Origin of the sequence: Thiocapsa rosea (assembly GCF_003634315.1) — a bacterium.
GTDB classification, from domain to species: domain Bacteria; phylum Pseudomonadota; class Gammaproteobacteria; order Chromatiales; family Chromatiaceae; genus Thiocapsa; species Thiocapsa rosea.
Genome location: NZ_RBXL01000001.1, coordinates 4687928 through 4706724 on the forward strand (window position 1 = coordinate 4687928; position 18797 = coordinate 4706724).

17 protein-coding genes are annotated in these 18797 nt (G+C 64.6%); all 17 read right to left on the reverse strand.

Going from position 1 to position 18797, the window contains the following annotated elements; translation table 11 throughout:
• Positions 1-7: 7 nt before the first annotated feature.
• The 17 genes from BDD21_RS20815 to BDD21_RS20895 all read right to left on the reverse strand — a co-directional run bounded on the left by BDD21_RS20815 (position 8) and on the right by BDD21_RS20895 (position 18757).
• Positions 8-964 (reverse strand): beta-ketoacyl-ACP synthase III, encoded by a 957-nt coding sequence (locus BDD21_RS20815; protein ID WP_120798792.1) that lies wholly within the window; start codon positions 962-964, stop codon positions 8-10.
• Positions 964-1992 (reverse strand): phosphate acyltransferase PlsX, encoded by a 1029-nt coding sequence (plsX, locus tag BDD21_RS20820; protein WP_120798793.1) that lies wholly within the window; start codon positions 1990-1992, stop codon positions 964-966. Before plsX ends, BDD21_RS20815 begins: the two co-directional genes overlap by 1 nt.
• Before the next feature lie 65 nt (positions 1993-2057).
• Entirely contained in the window at positions 2058-2234 is a 177-nt protein-coding gene (gene rpmF / locus BDD21_RS20825) for a 50S ribosomal protein L32 (protein WP_007194663.1), read from the reverse strand.
• A gap of 143 nt (positions 2235-2377) precedes the next feature.
• Positions 2378-2914 (reverse strand): YceD family protein, encoded by a 537-nt coding sequence (locus BDD21_RS20830; RefSeq protein ID WP_170164848.1) that lies wholly within the window; start codon positions 2912-2914, stop codon positions 2378-2380.
• A 176-nt stretch (positions 2915-3090) separates the two neighbouring features.
• Positions 3091-4224: a sodium ion-translocating decarboxylase subunit beta gene (locus BDD21_RS20835; RefSeq protein ID WP_120798795.1), complete on the reverse strand. Its 1134-nt coding sequence runs from the start codon at positions 4222-4224 to the stop codon at positions 3091-3093.
• A gap of 5 nt (positions 4225-4229) precedes the next feature.
• Complete coding sequence (gene oadA / locus BDD21_RS20840) at positions 4230-6017, reverse strand: sodium-extruding oxaloacetate decarboxylase subunit alpha (protein WP_120798796.1); 1788 nt, start codon at positions 6015-6017, stop codon at positions 4230-4232.
• A gap of 177 nt (positions 6018-6194) precedes the next feature.
• On the reverse strand, positions 6195-6455 hold the full coding sequence (locus tag BDD21_RS20845) for an OadG family protein (protein WP_120798797.1): 261 nt from the start codon (positions 6453-6455) through the stop codon (positions 6195-6197).
• A gap of 15 nt (positions 6456-6470) precedes the next feature.
• Complete coding sequence (locus BDD21_RS20850) at positions 6471-7766, reverse strand: adenylosuccinate synthase (RefSeq protein WP_120798798.1); 1296 nt, start codon at positions 7764-7766, stop codon at positions 6471-6473.
• A gap of 10 nt (positions 7767-7776) precedes the next feature.
• Positions 7777-8961, reverse strand: coding sequence for an ATP phosphoribosyltransferase regulatory subunit (locus BDD21_RS20855; RefSeq protein ID WP_120798799.1), 1185 nt, complete (start codon positions 8959-8961; stop codon positions 7777-7779).
• Between the two features lie 139 nt (positions 8962-9100).
• Complete coding sequence (locus tag BDD21_RS20860; RefSeq protein ID WP_120798800.1) at positions 9101-9304, reverse strand: DUF2065 domain-containing protein; 204 nt, start codon at positions 9302-9304, stop codon at positions 9101-9103.
• Between the two features lie 228 nt (positions 9305-9532).
• A complete protein-coding gene (gene hflC / locus BDD21_RS20865; protein WP_120798801.1) occupies positions 9533-10402 on the reverse strand; it encodes a protease modulator HflC in 870 nt (289 codons plus the stop codon).
• Positions 10402-11574 (reverse strand): FtsH protease activity modulator HflK, encoded by a 1173-nt coding sequence (gene hflK / locus BDD21_RS20870; protein ID WP_120798802.1) that lies wholly within the window; start codon positions 11572-11574, stop codon positions 10402-10404. The genes hflC and hflK overlap by 1 nt, the downstream gene beginning before the upstream one ends.
• A 567-nt stretch (positions 11575-12141) precedes the next feature.
• Positions 12142-13428: a ribosome rescue GTPase HflX gene (gene hflX / locus BDD21_RS20875; protein WP_120798803.1), complete on the reverse strand. Its 1287-nt coding sequence runs from the start codon at positions 13426-13428 to the stop codon at positions 12142-12144.
• Positions 13429-13487: 59 nt separating this feature from the next.
• Complete coding sequence (gene hfq / locus BDD21_RS20880) at positions 13488-13739, reverse strand: RNA chaperone Hfq (protein ID WP_120798804.1); 252 nt, start codon at positions 13737-13739, stop codon at positions 13488-13490.
• Between the two features lie 473 nt (positions 13740-14212).
• A complete protein-coding gene (miaA, locus tag BDD21_RS20885) occupies positions 14213-15136 on the reverse strand; it encodes a tRNA (adenosine(37)-N6)-dimethylallyltransferase MiaA (RefSeq protein ID WP_245969952.1) in 924 nt (307 codons plus the stop codon).
• A 92-nt stretch (positions 15137-15228) separates the two neighbouring features.
• A complete protein-coding gene (gene mutL / locus BDD21_RS20890; RefSeq protein WP_170164849.1) occupies positions 15229-17070 on the reverse strand; it encodes a DNA mismatch repair endonuclease MutL in 1842 nt (613 codons plus the stop codon).
• 322 nt (positions 17071-17392) lie between these two features.
• Complete coding sequence (locus BDD21_RS20895; RefSeq protein ID WP_245969721.1) at positions 17393-18757, reverse strand: N-acetylmuramoyl-L-alanine amidase; 1365 nt, start codon at positions 18755-18757, stop codon at positions 17393-17395.
• Positions 18758-18797: the final 40 nt, after the last annotated feature.

The following is an 18797-nucleotide window of genomic DNA, read 5'->3' on the forward strand; positions in this document are numbered from 1 at the left end:
ACGCGGTTTAGTAACGAACCAAGACGGAACCCCAGGTGAAACCGCCCCCGAAGGCTTCCATCAGGAGAAGCTCGCCGCGTTGAATACGCCCGTCGCGCACCGCTTGATCGAAGGCCAGCGGAATGGATGCGGCGGAGGTGTTGCCGTGCTCGGCCACCGTGACCACGACACGCTCCATCGGCAGATCCAGCTTACGCGCGGTCGCCTGGATGATCCGGATATTCGCCTGGTGCGGGATCAACCAGTCGATGTCCGACTTGGCTAGACCGGCGGCCTCGAGGGTCTCGTCGACGATCCGTCCGAGCGTGGTCACGGCAACCCGGAACACCTCGTTGCCCTTCATCTCGATGAATCGGGCATCGGGGTGACCGTTGCCGAGGCCGCCCGGAACCTGAAGCAGATCCTTGTAGGCACCGTCGGCGTGCAGATGCGTGGAAATGATGCCCGGCTCGTCCGCGGCCTCCAAGACCACCGCGCCCGCGCCGTCTCCGAAGAGCACGCAGGTCCCGCGATCCTCCCAGTTGAGGATGCGCGAAAGGGTCTCGGCCCCGACGACCAGCGCCCGTTTCGCGGCACCGGTTCGGATGAATTTATCGGCAACCCCGACCGCATAGACAAAACCCGTGCAGACCGCCTGAAGATCGAAGGCCGGACAGCCGCGCACGCCGAGGCGCTGCTGCAGAAGACAGGCGGTGCTCGGAAAGAACTGGTCAGGCGTGGTCGTGGCGACGATGATCAGGTCGATGTCGGACGGCTGGAGGCCGGCCGCATCGAGCGCCCGGCGTGCGGCAACCTCGGCAAGATCGCAACAGGTCTCGCCCTCGGCAACCAGATGACGCTTCTCGATGCCGGTGCGCTCGAAGATCCAGGTGGCCGTGGTGTCGACGATCGCCTCGAGATCGGCATTCGTCACCGTCCGGGCCGGGAGATGGCTCCCGGTCCCCAGGATACGCGAGTAAATCATCAGGCAATCGCCTTGTATTGTTCGCTGTCGAGATGCCGGCCGACTTGTTCGCCGATCCGCTTGGGGATGTTTGCGTGGATCTCTTTCAGTGCGATGTGGATCGCGTTCTCGAACGCGATCTCGTCCGCCCCGCCGTGGCTCTTGATCACGATTCCGCGCAGGCCCAAAAGACTGGCACCGTTATAGCGGCGGGGGTCCATCGTGCGGCGGAACTGCTTGAGAATCGGCATCGCGGCAAGGCCGGCCAGTCGGCTGAACCAGGTCCGCTTAAACTGCGTGCTCAAGGAATGCCGGACAAACTTGGCAACCCCTTCGCTGCATTTGAGGGCCACATTCCCGACGAATCCGTCGGCAACGACCACGTCGATGTCGTCGAGAAAGATCCCGTCGCCCTCGATGTAGCCGACATAATTCAAGCCGCTGCGCAACAGCAGCTCGTTGGCCTGCTTGACCTGCTCGTTGCCTTTGATCTCTTCCTGACCGATGTTCAGGAGCGCGACACGCGGTGCTGCGACACCTTCGACCGCGGTCACCAGTTCGCTGCCCATCACCGCAAACTGGAACAGATGCTCGGCCGTACAATCCACGTTCGCACCCAAATCGAGCATGTGGGTGTGCCCGTGCAGGGAGGGTACGGCTGTGATGATCGCCGGGCGATCGACACTCGGCAGGGTCTTGAGGACAAAACGCGCGGTCGCCATGAGCGCCCCGGTGTTGCCGGCACTGACGCACGCGTCGGCGTCGCCGCTCTTCACCAGATCGATGGCCACGCGCATCGAGGAGTCTTTTTTTCCTCTCAGCGCCTTGGAGGGTGCCTCGTCCATCCCGACTTCCTGAGTCGTCGGTCGGATCCTCAGCCGTGTGCGATCGGCGTTTCCGAGGTGCTCGGCGATCTTGGTCTCATCGCCGACGAGGATCAGATCGACGCGCTCGGAGGCTGCGAGGAAACGCAGCGCCGCTGCAACCACGACGTCTGGCCCATGATCACCGCCCATGGCATCGAGCGCGATTGTCGAGATAGATCCCATCCCTAGAACGTTCGAGCTGCGGATATGCGTTGGCTTGAGAGTTGCCTCGAGGCGACCGCGTGCGGTCACTCAGAGCGATCCAGAACCTTACGGCCGCGGTAGAAACCGTCCGGCGTCACGTGGTGGCGAAGATGCGTCTCGCCGCTGGTGGGGTCCACCGACAAGGTCGGCTTACTCAAGGCGTCATGGGAGCGACGCATGCCGCGCTTGGACGGGGTTTTTCGATTTTGTTGAACGGCCATCTTAGATCTCCGATATGAAGCGCGGCCGCCGCTTGAGCGGGAGCGCGATCTGTTTTCCAATCCATCAATCGTATCGTCGAGCGCCGCACACGGTTCGACCCTCGCATGTCTGTCCGAGCATGCCGTGGTCCCGTATCACGGGCTCATGTCTGCGGCGGTCGTTTGAGTGCCGCCAACATCTCGAAGGGCCGGCGTTTCCCATCCGATCCAGCGGCTCCTACTCCTGCCGATGCGGCCGCGTCGTCACCCTCGATCGGCCCCGCGCTGCAGGCTCCGAGAGGATGGCGCGGGATTGCGGGGACCGCCAACAGCAGTTCGTCCTCGACGAACTCCATCGGGTCGACCCGCTCATCGACGACCATCCAGGGGTCAAGATCCTCGGGCAGCTCAAGGGCGTCTTCGTCCCGGCGGATCAGGGCCAGCGCGATCGGCGCGTCGACCGGAACCTCGACCTCGTCGAGGCAACGCTGACAACGCATCTTCAGGGTTGCACGCACGCGCCCCGTCACGATGCACCGGCCCTCGCGATCCCGTGCGAACAACAGCTCGTAGTGCGCAGCGTCGGCGGCCACGGTCTGGGCGTTTGCCGAATCGGCCTCCGTCGGGGCGCGCTCCAGAGCGTCCATGGCGGCAGCAAGCCGCGGCATCGCGCTCAACAACACATCGCCGTTGAAGGCCATTTCACGGCGACACGCTCGCCAAGGGTCGATCAGATCAAGAGGTGCGCCCGACATAAGCGCGCAAAAGTAGCGCAAATAGACTCGCAGCGTCAACCTAAACCGCGTCTCACCGAGATCGAGAACATCTCCGAAGGCAAAAGCGAAATGACCATGACGCATGTCGCCCTGGACGCGGTTTAGGAACCCACGAGGGCGAGCAAGACGCCGGCGGCGACCGCCGAGCCGATGACGCCGGCGACATTCGGGCCCATCGCGTGCATCAGCAGGAAATTATGGTGGTTTTCCTCCAGTCCGACCTTGTTCACGACCCGCGCGGCCATGGGTACCGCCGAGACGCCTGCTGCACCGATCAACGGGTTCACCTTTCCTCCGGTCAGACGACACATGATCTTGCCCATGATGACGCCGGCGGCCGTCCCGATGCTGAAGGCAACGGCACCGAGCACCAGAATCCCCAGCGTCTGCGTCGTGAGAAAAAGCTCGCCCGAGAGCTTGGAGCCGATCGCCAGACCCAACAGGATCGTGACGACATTGATGATCTCGTTCTGCGCCGCCCGACTGAGACGCTCCACGACGCCGCTCTCACGCAGAAGATTCCCCAAGGTCAGCATCCCGATCAGCGGCGCTGCCGCAGGCAACAACAGGGCGCAGAGACAGAGCACGACGAGAGGGAAGAGGATCCGCTCCAGGCGCGAGACGGGGCGCAGCTGCTCCATCACGACGTTGCGCTCGGCCTTGGTCGTCAAGGCACGCATGATCGGCGGCTGAATAATCGGTACCAGCGCCATGTAGGAATAGGCGGCGACCGCGATCGCGCCGAGGAGATCGGGCGCGAGACGCGAGGCCAGAAAGATGGCGGTCGGCCCGTCCGCCCCGCCGATGATGCCGATTGCGGCGGCATCCGCCAGACTGAAGTCGAACCCCGGCAAGAAGTTCAGGGCAAGCGCACCGAGGAGGGTCGCGAAGATCCCGAACTGCGCCGCGGCCCCGAGGATCAGGGTCGAGGGCCTGGCGATCAGGGCGCTGAAGTCGGTCAAGGCGCCGACCCCAAGGAAGATGAGCAAGGGAAAGATCCCAGTCTCGACGCCGAAGTGATAGATCATCCCGAGCATCCCGTCCGGCCCGGCCATGCCGGCGACCGGGATGTTGGACAGGAGCGCACCGAAGCCGATCGGCAACAGCAAGAGCGGCTCGAAGCGCTTGGCGATCGCCAGGTAAATCAGGCCGCCCCCGACCAGGAGCATGAGCAGCTCGCGCCAGGTCACGTTGGCGATGCCGGTGGACTGCCACAGGGTAAGAAGCGCCTCCATGTCGCTCAGCCCAGCGTCAGGAGCGTCTGGCCGACTTGGAGGCTGTCGCCCTCCTTCACCGAGACCGCAAGCACGGTGCCGGCTTCAGGCGAGCGGACCTCGGTCTCCATCTTCATCGCCTCGAGCACCATGATCAGCTCCCCGGAGGCGATGACCTGCCCCGGTTTGACCTTGACCGCCACGACGGTCCCGGCGAGCGGGGCAGGCACGTCCCGGCCGGCAGCGGGGGGCGGCAAAGCGGCGCTCGGCACGGCGGCGAGCTGCTCGACCGCGCCTTCCGCAGAGACCACGACCTGGTAGCTGCGACCGTCGACATCCACCCGATAGCGCTCGGCGACGGCAGCGACCGCAAGCGGCGCCGGTGCGGTCTCCGCGACGCTCGGGCGAGCCGGCTCCATCCACGGCGGCGGCTCGAACACACTCGGATTTCCGCGATTTTCCAGGAACTTCAGGCCGACCTGCGGAAACAGCGCATAGGTCAGCACATCGTCCACGACATCCGAGGCAAGCGCGATGGTGCGCTCCTCGGCCAGGCGCTGGAGTTCCGTGGTGAGGACATCGAGCTCAGGCATGAGATTGTCGGCAGGACGGCAGGTGATCGGCACCTCGCCCTCGCCCAAGACGCGCTGTTGGAGTTCGACATTGACCGGAGCCGGAGTCGCACCGTACTCGCCCTTGAGGACGCCGGCGGTCTCGTTGGTGATGCTCTTGTAACGCTCGCCCATCAGGACGTTGAGCACGGCCTGGCTGCCGACGATCTGGGAGGTCGGCGTCACCAGCGGGATGAACCCCAGTTCCTCGCGCACCCTGGGGATCTCGGCAAGCACTTCGTCGAGACGGTCGGTGGCCCCCTGCTCGCGCAGCTGGTTCTCCATGTTGGTGAGCATGCCGCCGGGCACCTGAGCGACCAGGATGCGCGAGTCCACGCCCTTGAGCGCACCTTCGAACTTGGCGTATTTCTTACGGACCTCGCGGAAATAGGCCGCGATTTCTTCGAGCAGGAGGAGATTCAATCCGGTCGAGCGGTCCGTGTCTTCCAAGATGGCGACCACCGATTCGGTCGGCGAGTGGCCATAGGTCATGCTCATCGAGGAGATGGAGGTATCGACCATGTCGATGCCCGCCTCGGCCGCCTTCAAGATCGTGCAGGTGCTCATGCCGGTCGTGGCGTGGCTCTGCATGGCGATCGGGACGCTGCAGGTCGCCTTCAACCGGGTGACCAGGGCCTCGGCGACATAGGGCTTGAGCAGACCCGCCATGTCCTTGATGCAGATCGAATGGCAACCCATGTCCTCGAGGCGGCGACCCATGTCGACCCAGTACTCCAGATCATGCACCGGGCTGACAGTATAGGACATGGTGCCTTGAGCGTGCTTGCCGGTCGCCAAGGCGGCCTTCACCGAGGTCTCGAGGTTGCGCACGTCGTTCATGGCATCGAAGATGCGGAAGACGTCGATCCCGTTGAGGGCGGCGCGCTCCACGAAGGTCTCGACCAGATCGTCGGCATAGTGACGGTAGCCGAGCAGGTTTTGACCGCGCAGCAGCATCTGCTGAGGCGTTTTCGGCATCGCCGCCTTCATCAGTCGCAGCCGCTCCCAGGGGTCTTCGCCGAGATAGCGGATACAGGCATCGAAGGTCGCCCCGCCCCAGCTCTCGAGCGACCAATAGCCGACCTCGTCCAGCTTGGGTGCGATGGGGAGCATGTCCTCGATGCGCAGACGGGTCGCGAGCAGTGACTGGTGAGCGTCGCGCAAGACGACATCGGTAATCGCAAGTCGGTTGGATGGCTTCATGCGGGACTCGATCTCGGGGTTGGGTGATACGCGATCAGCGAAGCGTGCGCCGATCGACGCACCGGCGCGATGCCTGCGCGACGGGGAGGCCCGTCGCGCTCACGCAGGAGCCGAGCCGATCGGCAGGAAACGGGGAGCGAGCGCAAGGACGCGCGCACGGCACGACAGGCATCGGTGTCAAGGACGATGACGTCGTCGATGCGCCTGGATCGCCGCGCCGATGACTGCGATCAGTCGCGCGTCATCCTTCGGGGGCGCGACCGCATGGACCCCGGCCGTCGTCGCCGGGAGCGTCTCCTCTGGGCCCCAGCGAGCAACCGCCTTCGACATCAGCACGAGCAGGCCGACCAGCGTCACGAGGAAGGTAAAGACGATGCCCAGGCCGATGGCCATCAGCCAGAGGCCCTCGATCAAGAGATCCGCGACGGCAGTATCCATAACATTAGGAAGGCATCAGACGTCGAAGGGGTGACGACGGACCAGGGTCTCGACCCGGTCGGGACCCGTGGAGACGAGGTCGATCGGGACCCCGCCAAGCTGCTCGATGGTCTCCAGATACGAACGTGCCGCCGCGGGCAGCGCATCATACGAGGTCGTGCCGACCGTAGACTCCGACCAACCCGGCACCTCGATATAGCGCGGCTCGCACCGCTCGAGCGCGTCGGATCCGACCGGAGGCGTCTCGACCTCCTCGCCGTCGACGACATAGCTCGTGCAGATCTTGATGGTCTCCAGACCGTCGAGCACGTCGAGCTTGGTGATGCAGATGCCGGTAACGCTGTTGATGGCGAGCGATCGTTTGAGCGCGACCATGTCGAGCCAACCGCAGCGACGCTTGCGCCCGGTGGTCGCACCGAACTCGTTGCCCCGCTTGCCCAGAATCTCGCCGACGTCGTCGAACAGCTCGGTCGGGAAAGGACCGGCGCCGACGCGCGTGGTGTAGGCCTTCACGATCCCGAGGATGTAATCGAGGTCGCGCGGCCCGACACCGCTGCCGCTCGACGCCCCGCCGGCCGTCGTCGTGGACGAGGTCACGTAGGGATAGGTGCCGTGGTCGATGTCGAGCAAGGCCCCTTGGGCACCCTCAAACAGGATGTCTTTGCCTTCGGCACGGCAGCTGTGCAGATATCCGGGGACATCCATCACCAGCGGACGCAGCACCTCGGCATGACCGAGGTACTCGTCGAGGACGGCGGTATAGTCGACCGGAGCGGCCTTGAAGTAATGCTCGAGCATGAAGTTGTGATACTCCATGACCTCGCGCAGGCGCTCCTTGAAATGCTCGGTATCGAGCAGCTCGCCGAGGCGGATGCCGCGGCGCGCCGTTTTGTCCTCGTAGGCCGGACCGATGCCTCGACCGGTGGTGCCGATCGCCTTCACACCGCGCGCCAGCTCGCGCGCTTGGTCGAGCGCGATGTGGTAGGGCAGGATCAGCGGACAGGCTGCACTGATGCCGAGCCGCTCGCGTGCCGGCACGCCGGATGCCTCGAGCATGGCGAGCTCTTCCTGCAGTGCCGAGGGCGAGAGCACCACGCCGTTGCCGATCAAGCAGCGCACGCCCTCGCGCAGCACGCCGGACGGGACCAGATGCAGAACGGTCTTCACACCGTCGATGACCAGGGTGTGCCCGGCATTGTGGCCCCCTTGAAACCGCACCACGACCGAAGCGCGGTCGGTGAGCAGGTCCACCACTTTACCTTTGCCTTCATCACCCCATTGGGTGCCGATTACAACGACGTTGTTGCCCATCTTTAGTCATCTACTCCGCGAGGATATCGTCTAGTTCCCAACGCCCGTCACGCTCGACCAGCACCTGCCGGCAGCCCGGATCGCGCAGATCCTGCTCGAGTCCGGGGAGCGCATGGATCACGCGCCGTCCGGCGGCACGGAGCCGATCGACGGCTTCCTGCAATGCCGGCTCGGTCGACCAAGGCGCGTAGATCGCCGCGTCGCTCATGTCGGCGTGTTGCCCGTGGCGCAGCAGCTCCTTCAAATCCGTACTGAACCCGACCGCGGGACGTGCTCGACCGAACACGCGTCCGATGTCGTCGTAACGACCGCCGCGCGCGATCTCCAGACCCCAGCCGGGAACGAAGGCGGCAAAAACCGCCCCCGTCTTATACCGGTAACCGCGCAGCTCCGCCAGATCGTAATGGATGGACACATCCGGGATCCAGCGACCGAGCTCGTCGGCGAGTCGACGCAGATAGTCGACTGCCTCGCGAACCGGGCGATCGGCCTCGCGCAGGATCGTCTCGGCGCGCGCGAGTGCATCGACCCCGTTGAGCTCCGCCAAGGCGGACAACATGCGTGCCGGTGCGCCGCCGATACCGAGCTCCGCGATCAGTGCCTCGATCTCCGGAACGGCCTTACGCTGGAGTGCATCGAAGAGGGCGTGCTCGCCGGCCGGCGACAAGTCGGCCTGCCGGGCAAGCCCGCGGTAGATGCCGACGTGCCCCAGATCCAGATAGGTCTCCCGAATCCCGGCGGCACGTAAGGTCAACATGATCAGCCGCAGGATCTCGGTATCGCTCTCGATCCCCGAGTGCCCGTAGATCTCGGCGCCGATCTGCAACGGACTGCGCGTGCCGGCGAATCCGTCGCTGCGGGTATGCAGGACGGTGCCGAGATAACACAGCCGTGTCGGGGCGTCGCGTCTGAGATGGTGTGCATCGATCCGAGCGACCTGCGGGGTCATATCGGCACGCACCCCGAGCATGCGCCCGCTGAGCTGGTCGGTCAGCTTGAAGGTCTGGAGGTCGAGATCCTGGCCGGTTCCCGTCAGAAGGGATTCCAGATAGTCGATGAAGGGCGGGATGACGAGCTCGTAGCCCCAGCTCGCGTAAAGATCCAACAGCTCGCGCCGCAGCGTCTCCATGACCCGCGCCTGCGCAGGCAGTACCTCGTCGATCCCGGCCGGCAGCAGCCAGCGTTCCTCGTTCATGCGTTCAGTAGCCCCGGTTGTTCTGTCACGATCGACGCACTTAAACCGCGCCGGCTCCAACGGTCGTCACGTCTGCCGGGGCCGACCCCATCCAAAAACATCAGCATACCTCGCTGGGCGCGATTTATGGCGAAGGGCGTCAGTTGACCAAATACAGCAATCCGACGCCCGACAGCATGCTGGCCAAGCCGGCAATCCGCAGTGCCCGTTTGTCCTCGGCGGCGATCAGCAGGAGAACGCGTCGAAACCCGTCCGGATTCAGAAAAGGCCAAATGCCTTCGATAACCAGCACGAGCGCAACCGCCACCAAGACATCATGCAGCAACACGTGACTCCGCAACATCCGATTCGGATCCGAGTGCGCAGTCGCCGTGCGCATCGGCCAAAGGCGGGCATCTTTTCAGACGACGGCGCATTTGTCCAACGCGAGTCGCGTGCCGGCGCCCCGCGCGGCGTCGCGCGCCGTCGTGCGGATCTGCAGGAAATCTTACAAGCGCACACACAAAAACGCCTCGGAAATCCGAGGCGTTTGGTGTAGCCGAGACCTTCGGTCAGGCCCGAAAGGCCCGGATCATTTTCCGGTCGGGTCGCGGAAGAATCGGAAAAAATCCGAGTCCGGCTCCAAAACCATGACGTCCCGCTCCTGCCCGAGGGAGGATCGATAGGCGCTCAAACTGCGGAAGAACGCGTAGAACTCGCGATCCTGGTTGAAGGCGTTGGCGAAGATCTGCGACGCTCGCGCGTCACCCTCGCCTCGTGTCTCCTCGGACTCGCGAAAGGCTTCGGCCACGATAACGGTCCGCTGACGATCCGCATCGGCGCGGATACGCTCGGCAGCCTCGCCGCCCTGCGCCCGCAGGTCCCTGGCGACCCGCTCACGCTCGGCACGCATCCGCGAGTAGACGGATTCGCTGACCTCCGGAGGCAAATCGATCTTCTTCACCCGCACGTCAACGACCTCGATCCCGAGATCTTGAGCGTTCTCGTTCACCTCTTTGGTCAACAACGCCATCAGCGCAAGACGATCGTCCGAGACGACCTCCTGGATCGTGCGTTTGCCGAACTCGTTACGCAGGCTCGTATTGACACGTTCGGACAGGAGTCGTGAGGTTCGTGCCACGTTGCCGCCGGTCGAGCGGAAGAACTGCGCGGCGTTGGAGATGCGCCATTTGGTGTAGGAGTCGACGATCACGTCCTTTTTCTCGACCGTCAGGAAACGCTCAGGACGCGCATCCATGGTCTGAATGCGTCGATCGAACACCTTGATGTTGTTGAGGACCGGCACCTTGAAGTGCAGACCGGGCCGGTAGTCGTCGCCGACGATCTGACCGAGCCGCAGCTTGATCGCCACCTCGTACTGCTGCACGACGAAGGTGAAGGCGTAGATCGCGATCACGAGACCGGCCAGGCCCAGCGGCAGGAAGGTTTTCAACTTATTCATTACCGCACCCTCCGATCACGATCGACCGAGCGCTGCGGGCGATCCACCGCTTCCGATGCAACGGCGGGGGACGACGCGTCGGGCTTTTCAAGGGCCGCCCCAGCCGGGCGCTGCTTCATGAGTTGGTCGAGCGGGAGGTAGAGGAGGCTGTTTCCGCCATCCTCCACGTCGATGATGACCTTGTTGCTATCACCCAAGACCTGCTCCATCGTTTCCAAGTAAAGGCGCTGTCGCGTGACCTCCGGAGCCATGAGGTACTCGGTCAGGATCGCCGTAAAGCGCGCCGTCTCACCCTCGGACCTGGCAATGACCTGGTCACGATAGGCGCGCGCATCGGCGATGATTCGGGCCGCCTCGCCGCGTGCCTGCGGAAGGACTTCGTTCGCGTAAGCCTCGGCCTGATTCTCCAACCGCTCTTTGTCCTCGCGTGCCTTGATGGCGTCGTCGAAGGCAGCCTTGACTTGCTCCGGCGGTTTTGCCGGTTGCATGTTCACCGACGTGACCAGCAAGCCACTCTGGTATTGATCCATGAGCGCCTGAACGCGTTCTTGAATCGTGACGGCCACCGCGCCGCGACCTTCGGTCATGACGAAGTCGAGCTTGCTGCCGCCGACGGTGACGCGCACCACGGTGACGGTTGCGTCGCGTAGGGTCTGATCCGGATCCGAGACCTGAAACAGGTAATCCGCCGCATCTTGGATACGCGATTGCACGGTCAGCTCCACATCGACGATGTTTTCGTCCTGAGTCAACATCGAGGCGGAATGGCTGAAGGTGGAAATCTCGTCGACATTGACCTTGACGACCCTCTCGAACGGCCGGGGGACATGCCAATGAGGGCCCGGGCCGGTGGTATCGACATAGGCACCGAAGCGCGTCACGACACCTCTTTCGGCAGGCTCGACGATGTAGATGCCGGTCGCCAGCCAGATGACCAGCAGGACACCTGCGATGATCCCGACGGCTCGCGAGCTGAAATCGCCGCCCGGCAGATTGAATCCACCGCCACCGCCGGAGGCGCCGCCACCCGAGGGTTTGTTGCCGCCGAACAGTCCGCCGAGTCGCTCCTGAAGCTTTCGCACGACCTCGTCGAGGTCGGGAGGACCCTGCTCGCCGCCGCCCTTGCCGCTCCAAGGGTCTTTGTTACCGCCACCTGGCTCGTTCCAGGCCATAGCTTCTCCGTCTGTCGAATTCGACTGTTGATGTTGGGTTGAGAGGCGCTTCCGCACCGAATGTGCGGTTTGAGAGAAGGGCGCGCACGGTCGTCGCTGCACGTTCCGGACGCTCAAGCCCTCGGATGACCTCTTCAGAGTGCCGACGAAGCGCGAGGATATCAAGCAAAGATGCGACCTAAACCGCGTCCAAGGCGAGATGTCGTCTTTAGAGTGAGTCCGGCGTTTGGTGCATACACGGCCCTTGGCGGGGACGCGGTTTAAAATACGATCGTTTCAAATCTCTTAAACCGCGCCGTCTCCAGCGGCCGTCGAGTCCGGGGCCGATCCCGTGCAAAAAACATCGCATCCCGCGCCGGGCGCGGTTTAGTGTTGAACCACGCCGCACCGAGATCGAGGACAGCTCCAAAGCCAAACGCAAAATGAAAATGACGCATTTCGCTCTGAGCGCGGTTGACGTCGATCGGCTACGCTCCCGATTTTAGGTGAACGACATGGCCAAGGGCAAACGACGCAGAGCGACCACGCGGGTCGAAACGGGCACCGCGGGTGTCTCCGATCTGTCCGTCAAACACCCTCTTTGTCCTCTGAAAAGCGAGCGTTCCTCGCCGCAAGACGCTCTCGATCCGGTCGCCCGATGATGAGATCCATCGACCATCCCCCCGCCGGTTTGGCCACGTCCGAGATGATCTGCGCATGCTCGAACAACCAAGCGCGCAGGCGCCCTTCCTCCGGCTCGAGATCCAGCGAGCAGCGAATCCGATCGCGCCCCAGCCACTCGGAGATCGCCTGCAACAGTAGATCGACCCCGGCGCCCGTGTGTGCGGACAACCAGACGCGGCTCGGCAAGCCGGCTGCATCCCGCTCGATTCGCGGCGACTCGTCGGGCAGCAGATCGACCTTGTTGTAGACCTCCAGACGCGGGATCTCGTCGCTGCCGATCTCGGCGAGCACCTGCTCCACGTCAGCCGCGAGACGGGCCCGATGCGGTGCCGATGCCTCCACGACATGGAGCAACAGCGCCGCACTGCGCGTCTCCTCGAGCGTCGAGCGGAACGCCGCCACCAATTCATGCGGAAGCCGACCGACGAAGCCGACCGTATCGGCCACCAGCACCCGGCCGCCGTCCGGGAGGGTCAGACGACGCAGGGTCGGATCCAAGGTCGCGAAGAGTTGATCGGCCTGAAAGACGCCGGCCTCGGTCAGACGGTTGAAGAGTGTCGACTTGCCCGCGTTGGTATAGCCCACGAGCGAGAGCACCGGAAGCTCGGCTTTGTCGCGTGCCTTGCGCCCTTGAGCGCGTTGCACCTGGATGCGATCCAGACGCCGATCAAGTACGGTCATCCGCTTGGAGAGGAGCCGACGGTCAGTCTCGAGCTGGGTCTCGCCGGGTCCGCGCAAGCCGATACCGCCCTTTTGACGCTCCAAGTGGGTCCATCCGCGCACCAGTCGGGTCGACATGTGCTTGAGCTGTGCAAGCTCGACCTGCAGCTTGCCTTCGAACGAGCGCGCACGCTGCGCGAAGATGTCGAGAATCAGACCCGAGCGATCCACGACGCGGCATTTGACCAGGCGCTCGAGATTACGCTCCTGGCCGGGCGAGAGCGGATGATTGAAGATCACCAGCTCGGCTTCGGTGCCCGCGACCAGCGCGATCAGCTCGTCGCACTTGCCGGTTCCGATAAAGAGCTTCGGATCGGGTGTCGCGCGCGAACCGCCCAGGGTGCCGACGACCTCCGCGCCCGCAGCGACCGCCAGGCGCCGAAACTCCTCGCGCTCGTCGGGCTCGGCGGTCGAGCCGATGTCCAAGTGCACCAAAACAGCGCGCTCGCCGGCGCTCGGGCGCTCAAACACGGCAACCTCCTTCGCAGGGAGGAAGGTCCGCGCGCGGGCCGATTACGGCCGTCTCCCGGTCATGTGTTGCCCGGCTCAGGCAGCACCCCTTCGGCCGGTGGGAGCTTGACGTTTCTCGCGGGCACGACGGTCGATATCGCATGCTTGTAAATCATCTGGCTGACGTTGTTTTTCAACAACACGACGAACTGATCGAAGGACTCGATCTGGCCCTGCAGTTTGATCCCGTTGACCAAAAAGATGGACACGGGGACGCGTTCCTTTCTCAGGGCGTTCAGAAAAGGGTCTTGGAGGCTTTGGCCTTTAGACATGGAGTGACTCCTTATTGTTGTGGTCGCCCGATTGTAGTGGTCGACAAGTGTTGCCCGGCAAAAAGCTCTGGCTGTGATCGCTGCCAATCAAGCCGGGGGGTGGAGCAGACGGGACAGCAGCCGGGACAGGCATACCCGCCGAAAAAGCCTCGTTTAAACCGCGCCCGGAGCGGTATGCGTCATGTGCTGGACTGGTTTGGCCGTGCCGACTCCGACGACTGTTGGGGTTGGCGCGGTTTAGTGTCGTCGAAACGCGGCGCTTTGGCCATAGCGCAAGGCACCCGCCCGATCGGTGCCGAAACAACAAAGGCAATCGGTGTGGTCGCAGCAACACACGGGCTTCGTTAGAGGCAACACCTAGCAAATAGAATGCCACGCATCACGGGCCTGAGTCGGATCGCCGGACAAGAAGACACCGCAACGTGCCGCGCGTTCATGACGCTCGCACCGCAAAGACTCGGCCGGGTTGCGCCTCAGCACGGGTGCATCGACGTCGACCGGGCCACCCCGATCAGACGCAGCGCCGCGTCGAGCGGATCCGGCTCGTCCGCGAGCCAATGGGTCGCCGTCTCGGCACGCAGCCAGGTGAGCTGACGCTTGGCGAGTTGCCTGGATGCGACAATGCCTTTCAGACACATCTCCTCGGCATCGAGCGCGCCGTCGAGATAGCTCCAGACCTGACGATACCCGACCGAACGCATCGACGGCAGATCCGCGGTGAGATCGCCACGCGCCCGTAGGCGCGCGACCTCCTCCACCAAGCCCTGGTCCAGCATCGTGCGGAAGCGCCGGGCGATGCGCTCGCGCAGCGTTTGGCGATCCGCCGGGGCGCGCACAAATTTAAGGAGACGATAGGGCAGATCGGCGCTCGCTTCGGCCGAGGCGATCAAGTCGCTCATCGACCGACCCGTCAGGGCATGAATCTCCAACGCACGCTGAATGCGCTGCGGATCGTTCGGGTGGATCCGCGCCGCCGCCTGCGGGTCCAGTCGCTCCAGTCGCGCATGCATCGCGGACCAACCGATGACATCGGCCTCGTCGGACAAGGCTTGGCGGAGCAGCGGATCCGCGCTCGGCAGTCGGGCCAGGCCCTGTTGCAGCGCCTTGAAATAGAGCATGGTGCCGCCGACCAGAAGCGGGATCCGGCCCTGCGCGTCGATCTGCGCCATCGCCGCGAGTGCGTCTTCACGGAAGCGCGCGGTCGAGTAGGCCTCGGCGGGGTCCAGGATATCGATCAAGCGATGCGGCGCACGGGCCAACACATCGGGTGTCGGCTTGGCCGTGCCGATGTCCATGCCGCGGTACACCATCGCCGAATCGACGCTGATGATCTCGCATGGCAGACGCGCCACCAGCTCGACGGCCAGATCCGTCTTGCCGGACGCGGTCGGCCCCATGAGCAGGATGGCGAGGGGACGTTGCCCGGACGCGTCGCTCGACTGCGCCTGCACGGGTTCTTCGCGTGAATCGGTCACATGGGTATCCCGACTCAGCGCCCGCGCGAGAACCAGCGATCGAGCTCGTCGTAACCCACGCGGATCCAGGTCGGTCGGCCGTGATTGCATTGATCGATCCGCTCGGCGCGCTCCATGTCGCGCAGCAATCCGTTCATCTCCTCGAGTGTCAGGCGTCGATTGGCCCGCACGGCCCCATGACAGGCCATGGTGGAGAGGACCGCGTTGACGGCCTCGTCGAGTCGGGCGCTGCTGCCGTGGACGGCGAGATCCGAGAGGAGATCCCGCACCAACCCCTCGTGATCGGCCTGTCGCAGCAGTGCCGGGACCTCCCGCACCACCAGGGTGCCCGCATCGATGCGGTCGATGACCAGGCCCAGTGCGGCCAGGTCATCGGCCCGGGATGCGATCAACTCGGCCTCGCGCGGGGCCACCGAGACGGGTACCGGGACCAGCAGCGGTTGGCGAATCACGGCGCCGGAGCGCCAGCTCGTCTTCAGTCGCTCGTAGCCGATTCGCTCGTGGGCCGCATGGATGTCGACGATGATCAGGCCGTCGGGGGTTTGGGCCAAGAGATAGACCCCGTTGATCTGTGCGACGGCGTATCCGAGCGGGTGCGCCTCGCCGTCCTCGTCGCCTGCGCGCTCGGCCGCGCCCTCGATCCCGGCCCCCGAAGGCGGCGGTTGCTGAAATGCCAGATCGGCACGCAAGCGCTCGGAATATCCACCGCGTCCGTCGCCGACGCCCAGCGGCAGATGCAGGGTGGATCCCGAAGCGCCCCCGAGACGGGCCACCGGCTCGTCCTCGGCGAGCGGCACCCGCCCCGGCACAAACGCGCTCGCCGTCTCGGCGCTTGGCTGCGTCTCGCCGAGCACCCCGGCCGAGAGACGCCGCTGAAGCACCCGAAAGATGAAGTCGTGGACCTGCCGACCTTCCCGGAAGCGCACCTCGTGCTTGGACGGATGAACATTGCAGTCAACCGTTCGGGCGGGCAGCTCGAGGAACAACACATAGGCGGGGTGGCGCCCGTGATGGAGCAGGTCGCTGAAGGACTGACGCACCGCGTGACTCACCAACTTGTCGCGCACCATGCGGCCGTTGACGTAGAAGAACTGCTGATCGGCCTGACTGCGGGAGAACGCCGGACGCACCACCCAACCCCACAGACGCAGATCCACGGCCTCCTCGTCCAGGGTCAGCGCCTGCTCGGCGAAGGGCGTTCCGAGCAAGGTCTCCAAGCGGGCGCGCTGCCCCGCAGCGTCGGCCGCGGCCGGCAGGTCGTAGAGCGTCCTGCCGTCGTGACGCAACTGGAAGGCGATCTCCGGCCGCGCCAAGGCGATGCGCCGAACCACCTGCTCCAGATGGCCGAATTCGGTCTTCTCGGTGCGCAGGAACTTACGTCTCGCCGGGGTGTTGTAGAAGAGATCCTGGACATCGACGCTGGTCCCGGGTGGATGCGCCGCCGGACGCGGCTCTTCCAAGACACCGTCGCTGCCGACCGTGACCTCGAGGGCCGTCGGCGCGTCGCGACTGCGCGAGATCAGACGCAGCCGGCTCACCGAGGCGATGCTGGGCAGGGCCTCGCCGCGGAACCCGAGGGTGGCGACCGCCTCCAGATCGCTCAAATCGGCGACCTTGCTGGTGGCATGACGCGAGAGCGCCAACACCAGCTGATCGGGCGGGATGCCGCGCCCGTCGTCGCGCACGCGCAGCCGCTTGATGCCGCCGCGCTCCACGTCGATCTCCACACGCGTGCACTCGGCGTCGAGACTGTTCTCGATCAACTCCTTGGCGACCGAGGCCGGACGCTCGACGACCTCGCCTGCGGCGATCTGATTGACGAGATGACTGGAGAGGATGCGGATCGGCTTGGACATGCGCGGATGGAAACAGAAGCGCGGGGCGCGGGCAAGGGGAGCCTCCAGCCTCCAGCCTCCAGCCTCCAGCCCCCAGCCCCCAGCCGTTAGCCGTTAGCCGTTAGCCGTTAGCCGTTGGTCTCGAGCTGCCGGCGACCATTGTGCCGCCCCTGTTCGGTATCCTGGAGATCGCTCTGCGATCCAAGAACGATCCGAACCCGACCCCGTGCGCGTTCGCGGCGATGTTGTGCTGACAGCTCACGGCTAACAGCTGGAGGCTGGAGGCTGGAGGCTGGAGGCTGGATGCTGGCGGCTGGATGCTGGCGGCTCGGCGCAACGCGCCTCACGAATCCTCCGGAATCGCCAACACCTGCCCGACCCGGATCATGTCGTCGTTCAGGCCATTGCGGGCGCGCAGTGCGGAGATGCTCACGCTGTGCCGCTTGGCAATCCCGGAGAGGGTATCACCCGGACCAATCACGTATTCGCGCGCGCCTGCGGCTCCGGCGCCGCCCTGCGGCGAGGCATCGACGAGCATCCCGCGAGGCGGGTATTTGCGGAAGTACCCCAGAACACCGGCCAAGATTGCCTCGGCGAGATCGCGCTGATGGCCTGGATCGCGCAGACGCTTCTCGTCGTCGGGGTTACTGATGAAAGCGGTCTCGACCAGGATCGATGGCACGTCCGGTGCCTTGAGGACGGCGAACCCCGCACGCTGGACAACGCCGCGATGGACCGCACCCAGCCGACCGAGATTGGCGAGGACCATGGTCGCGGCCTCAGTACTGTGCTCCATCGTCGCGCTTTGCGTCATGTCCATGAGCACGTTCGCCAGAAGATCGTCGCCGGTCGAGAGATCCACACCGCCGATTTGATCCGCACTGTTCTCGCGATTCGCCAGCCATTTCGCCGCCTCGCTGCTCGCTCCGCCGTGAGACAGGGTGTAGACCGAGGAGCCCCTAGCCTTCGTGTTGGTAAAGGCGTCGGCATGGATCGAGACGAAAAGGTCGGCGCGACCCTCGCGCGCAATCGCGATACGTTCCTGGAGCCCGACATAGTAGTCGCCGTCGCGGATCATCAGTGCCTTGAGACCCGGCTCGCGGTTGATGAGCTTGGCGAGCTCGCGCGCGACCGCAAGGGTGACGTCCTTCTCCAGGGTTCCTCCCGCGCCGATGGCACCGGGATCCTCGCCGCCGTGACCGGCGTCGATGGCCACGATGATCGCAGGACCGCGACCGCGCCGCGTGTCCCCTTTGCGAACGGCCGAATTCGGGAACGAGGGAAGCGCGACACGCCGGACGCTCGAACCGTCCTTCGGCGTCAGATCGATGACCAGCCGATGTCCGTAGCGCTCGTTCGGGCTCAGCGCGAAGCTCTTCGCTCGCACCGGTTGCTTGAGATCCAGGACGATACGCAGGTGCGATCCGCCCCGCACCCCACCCCGTAGGCCGATCAGGACGGCATCCCCGAGATCGACCTTCGGCAGATTGCTCTGCATGGCAGCATCGTCGAGGTCGATGACGAGGCGATCGGGCTCGTCCAGCGGAAAGATCCGGTGTGTGACCGCCGAGGAGGTCTCGAAGACCAAACGGGTCTTTTCCGGATCGGTCCAGACCCGCGCGCCATCCACCGATGCCTGCTCCGCGCAGACGGACTGCGCCGAAACCGCAAGCACGAGGAGAAGCAGCGGCGAGATCAGCCTATTCACGAGCACGGCCTTCTGGTGGCTCCCGACCCGATCGATCGTG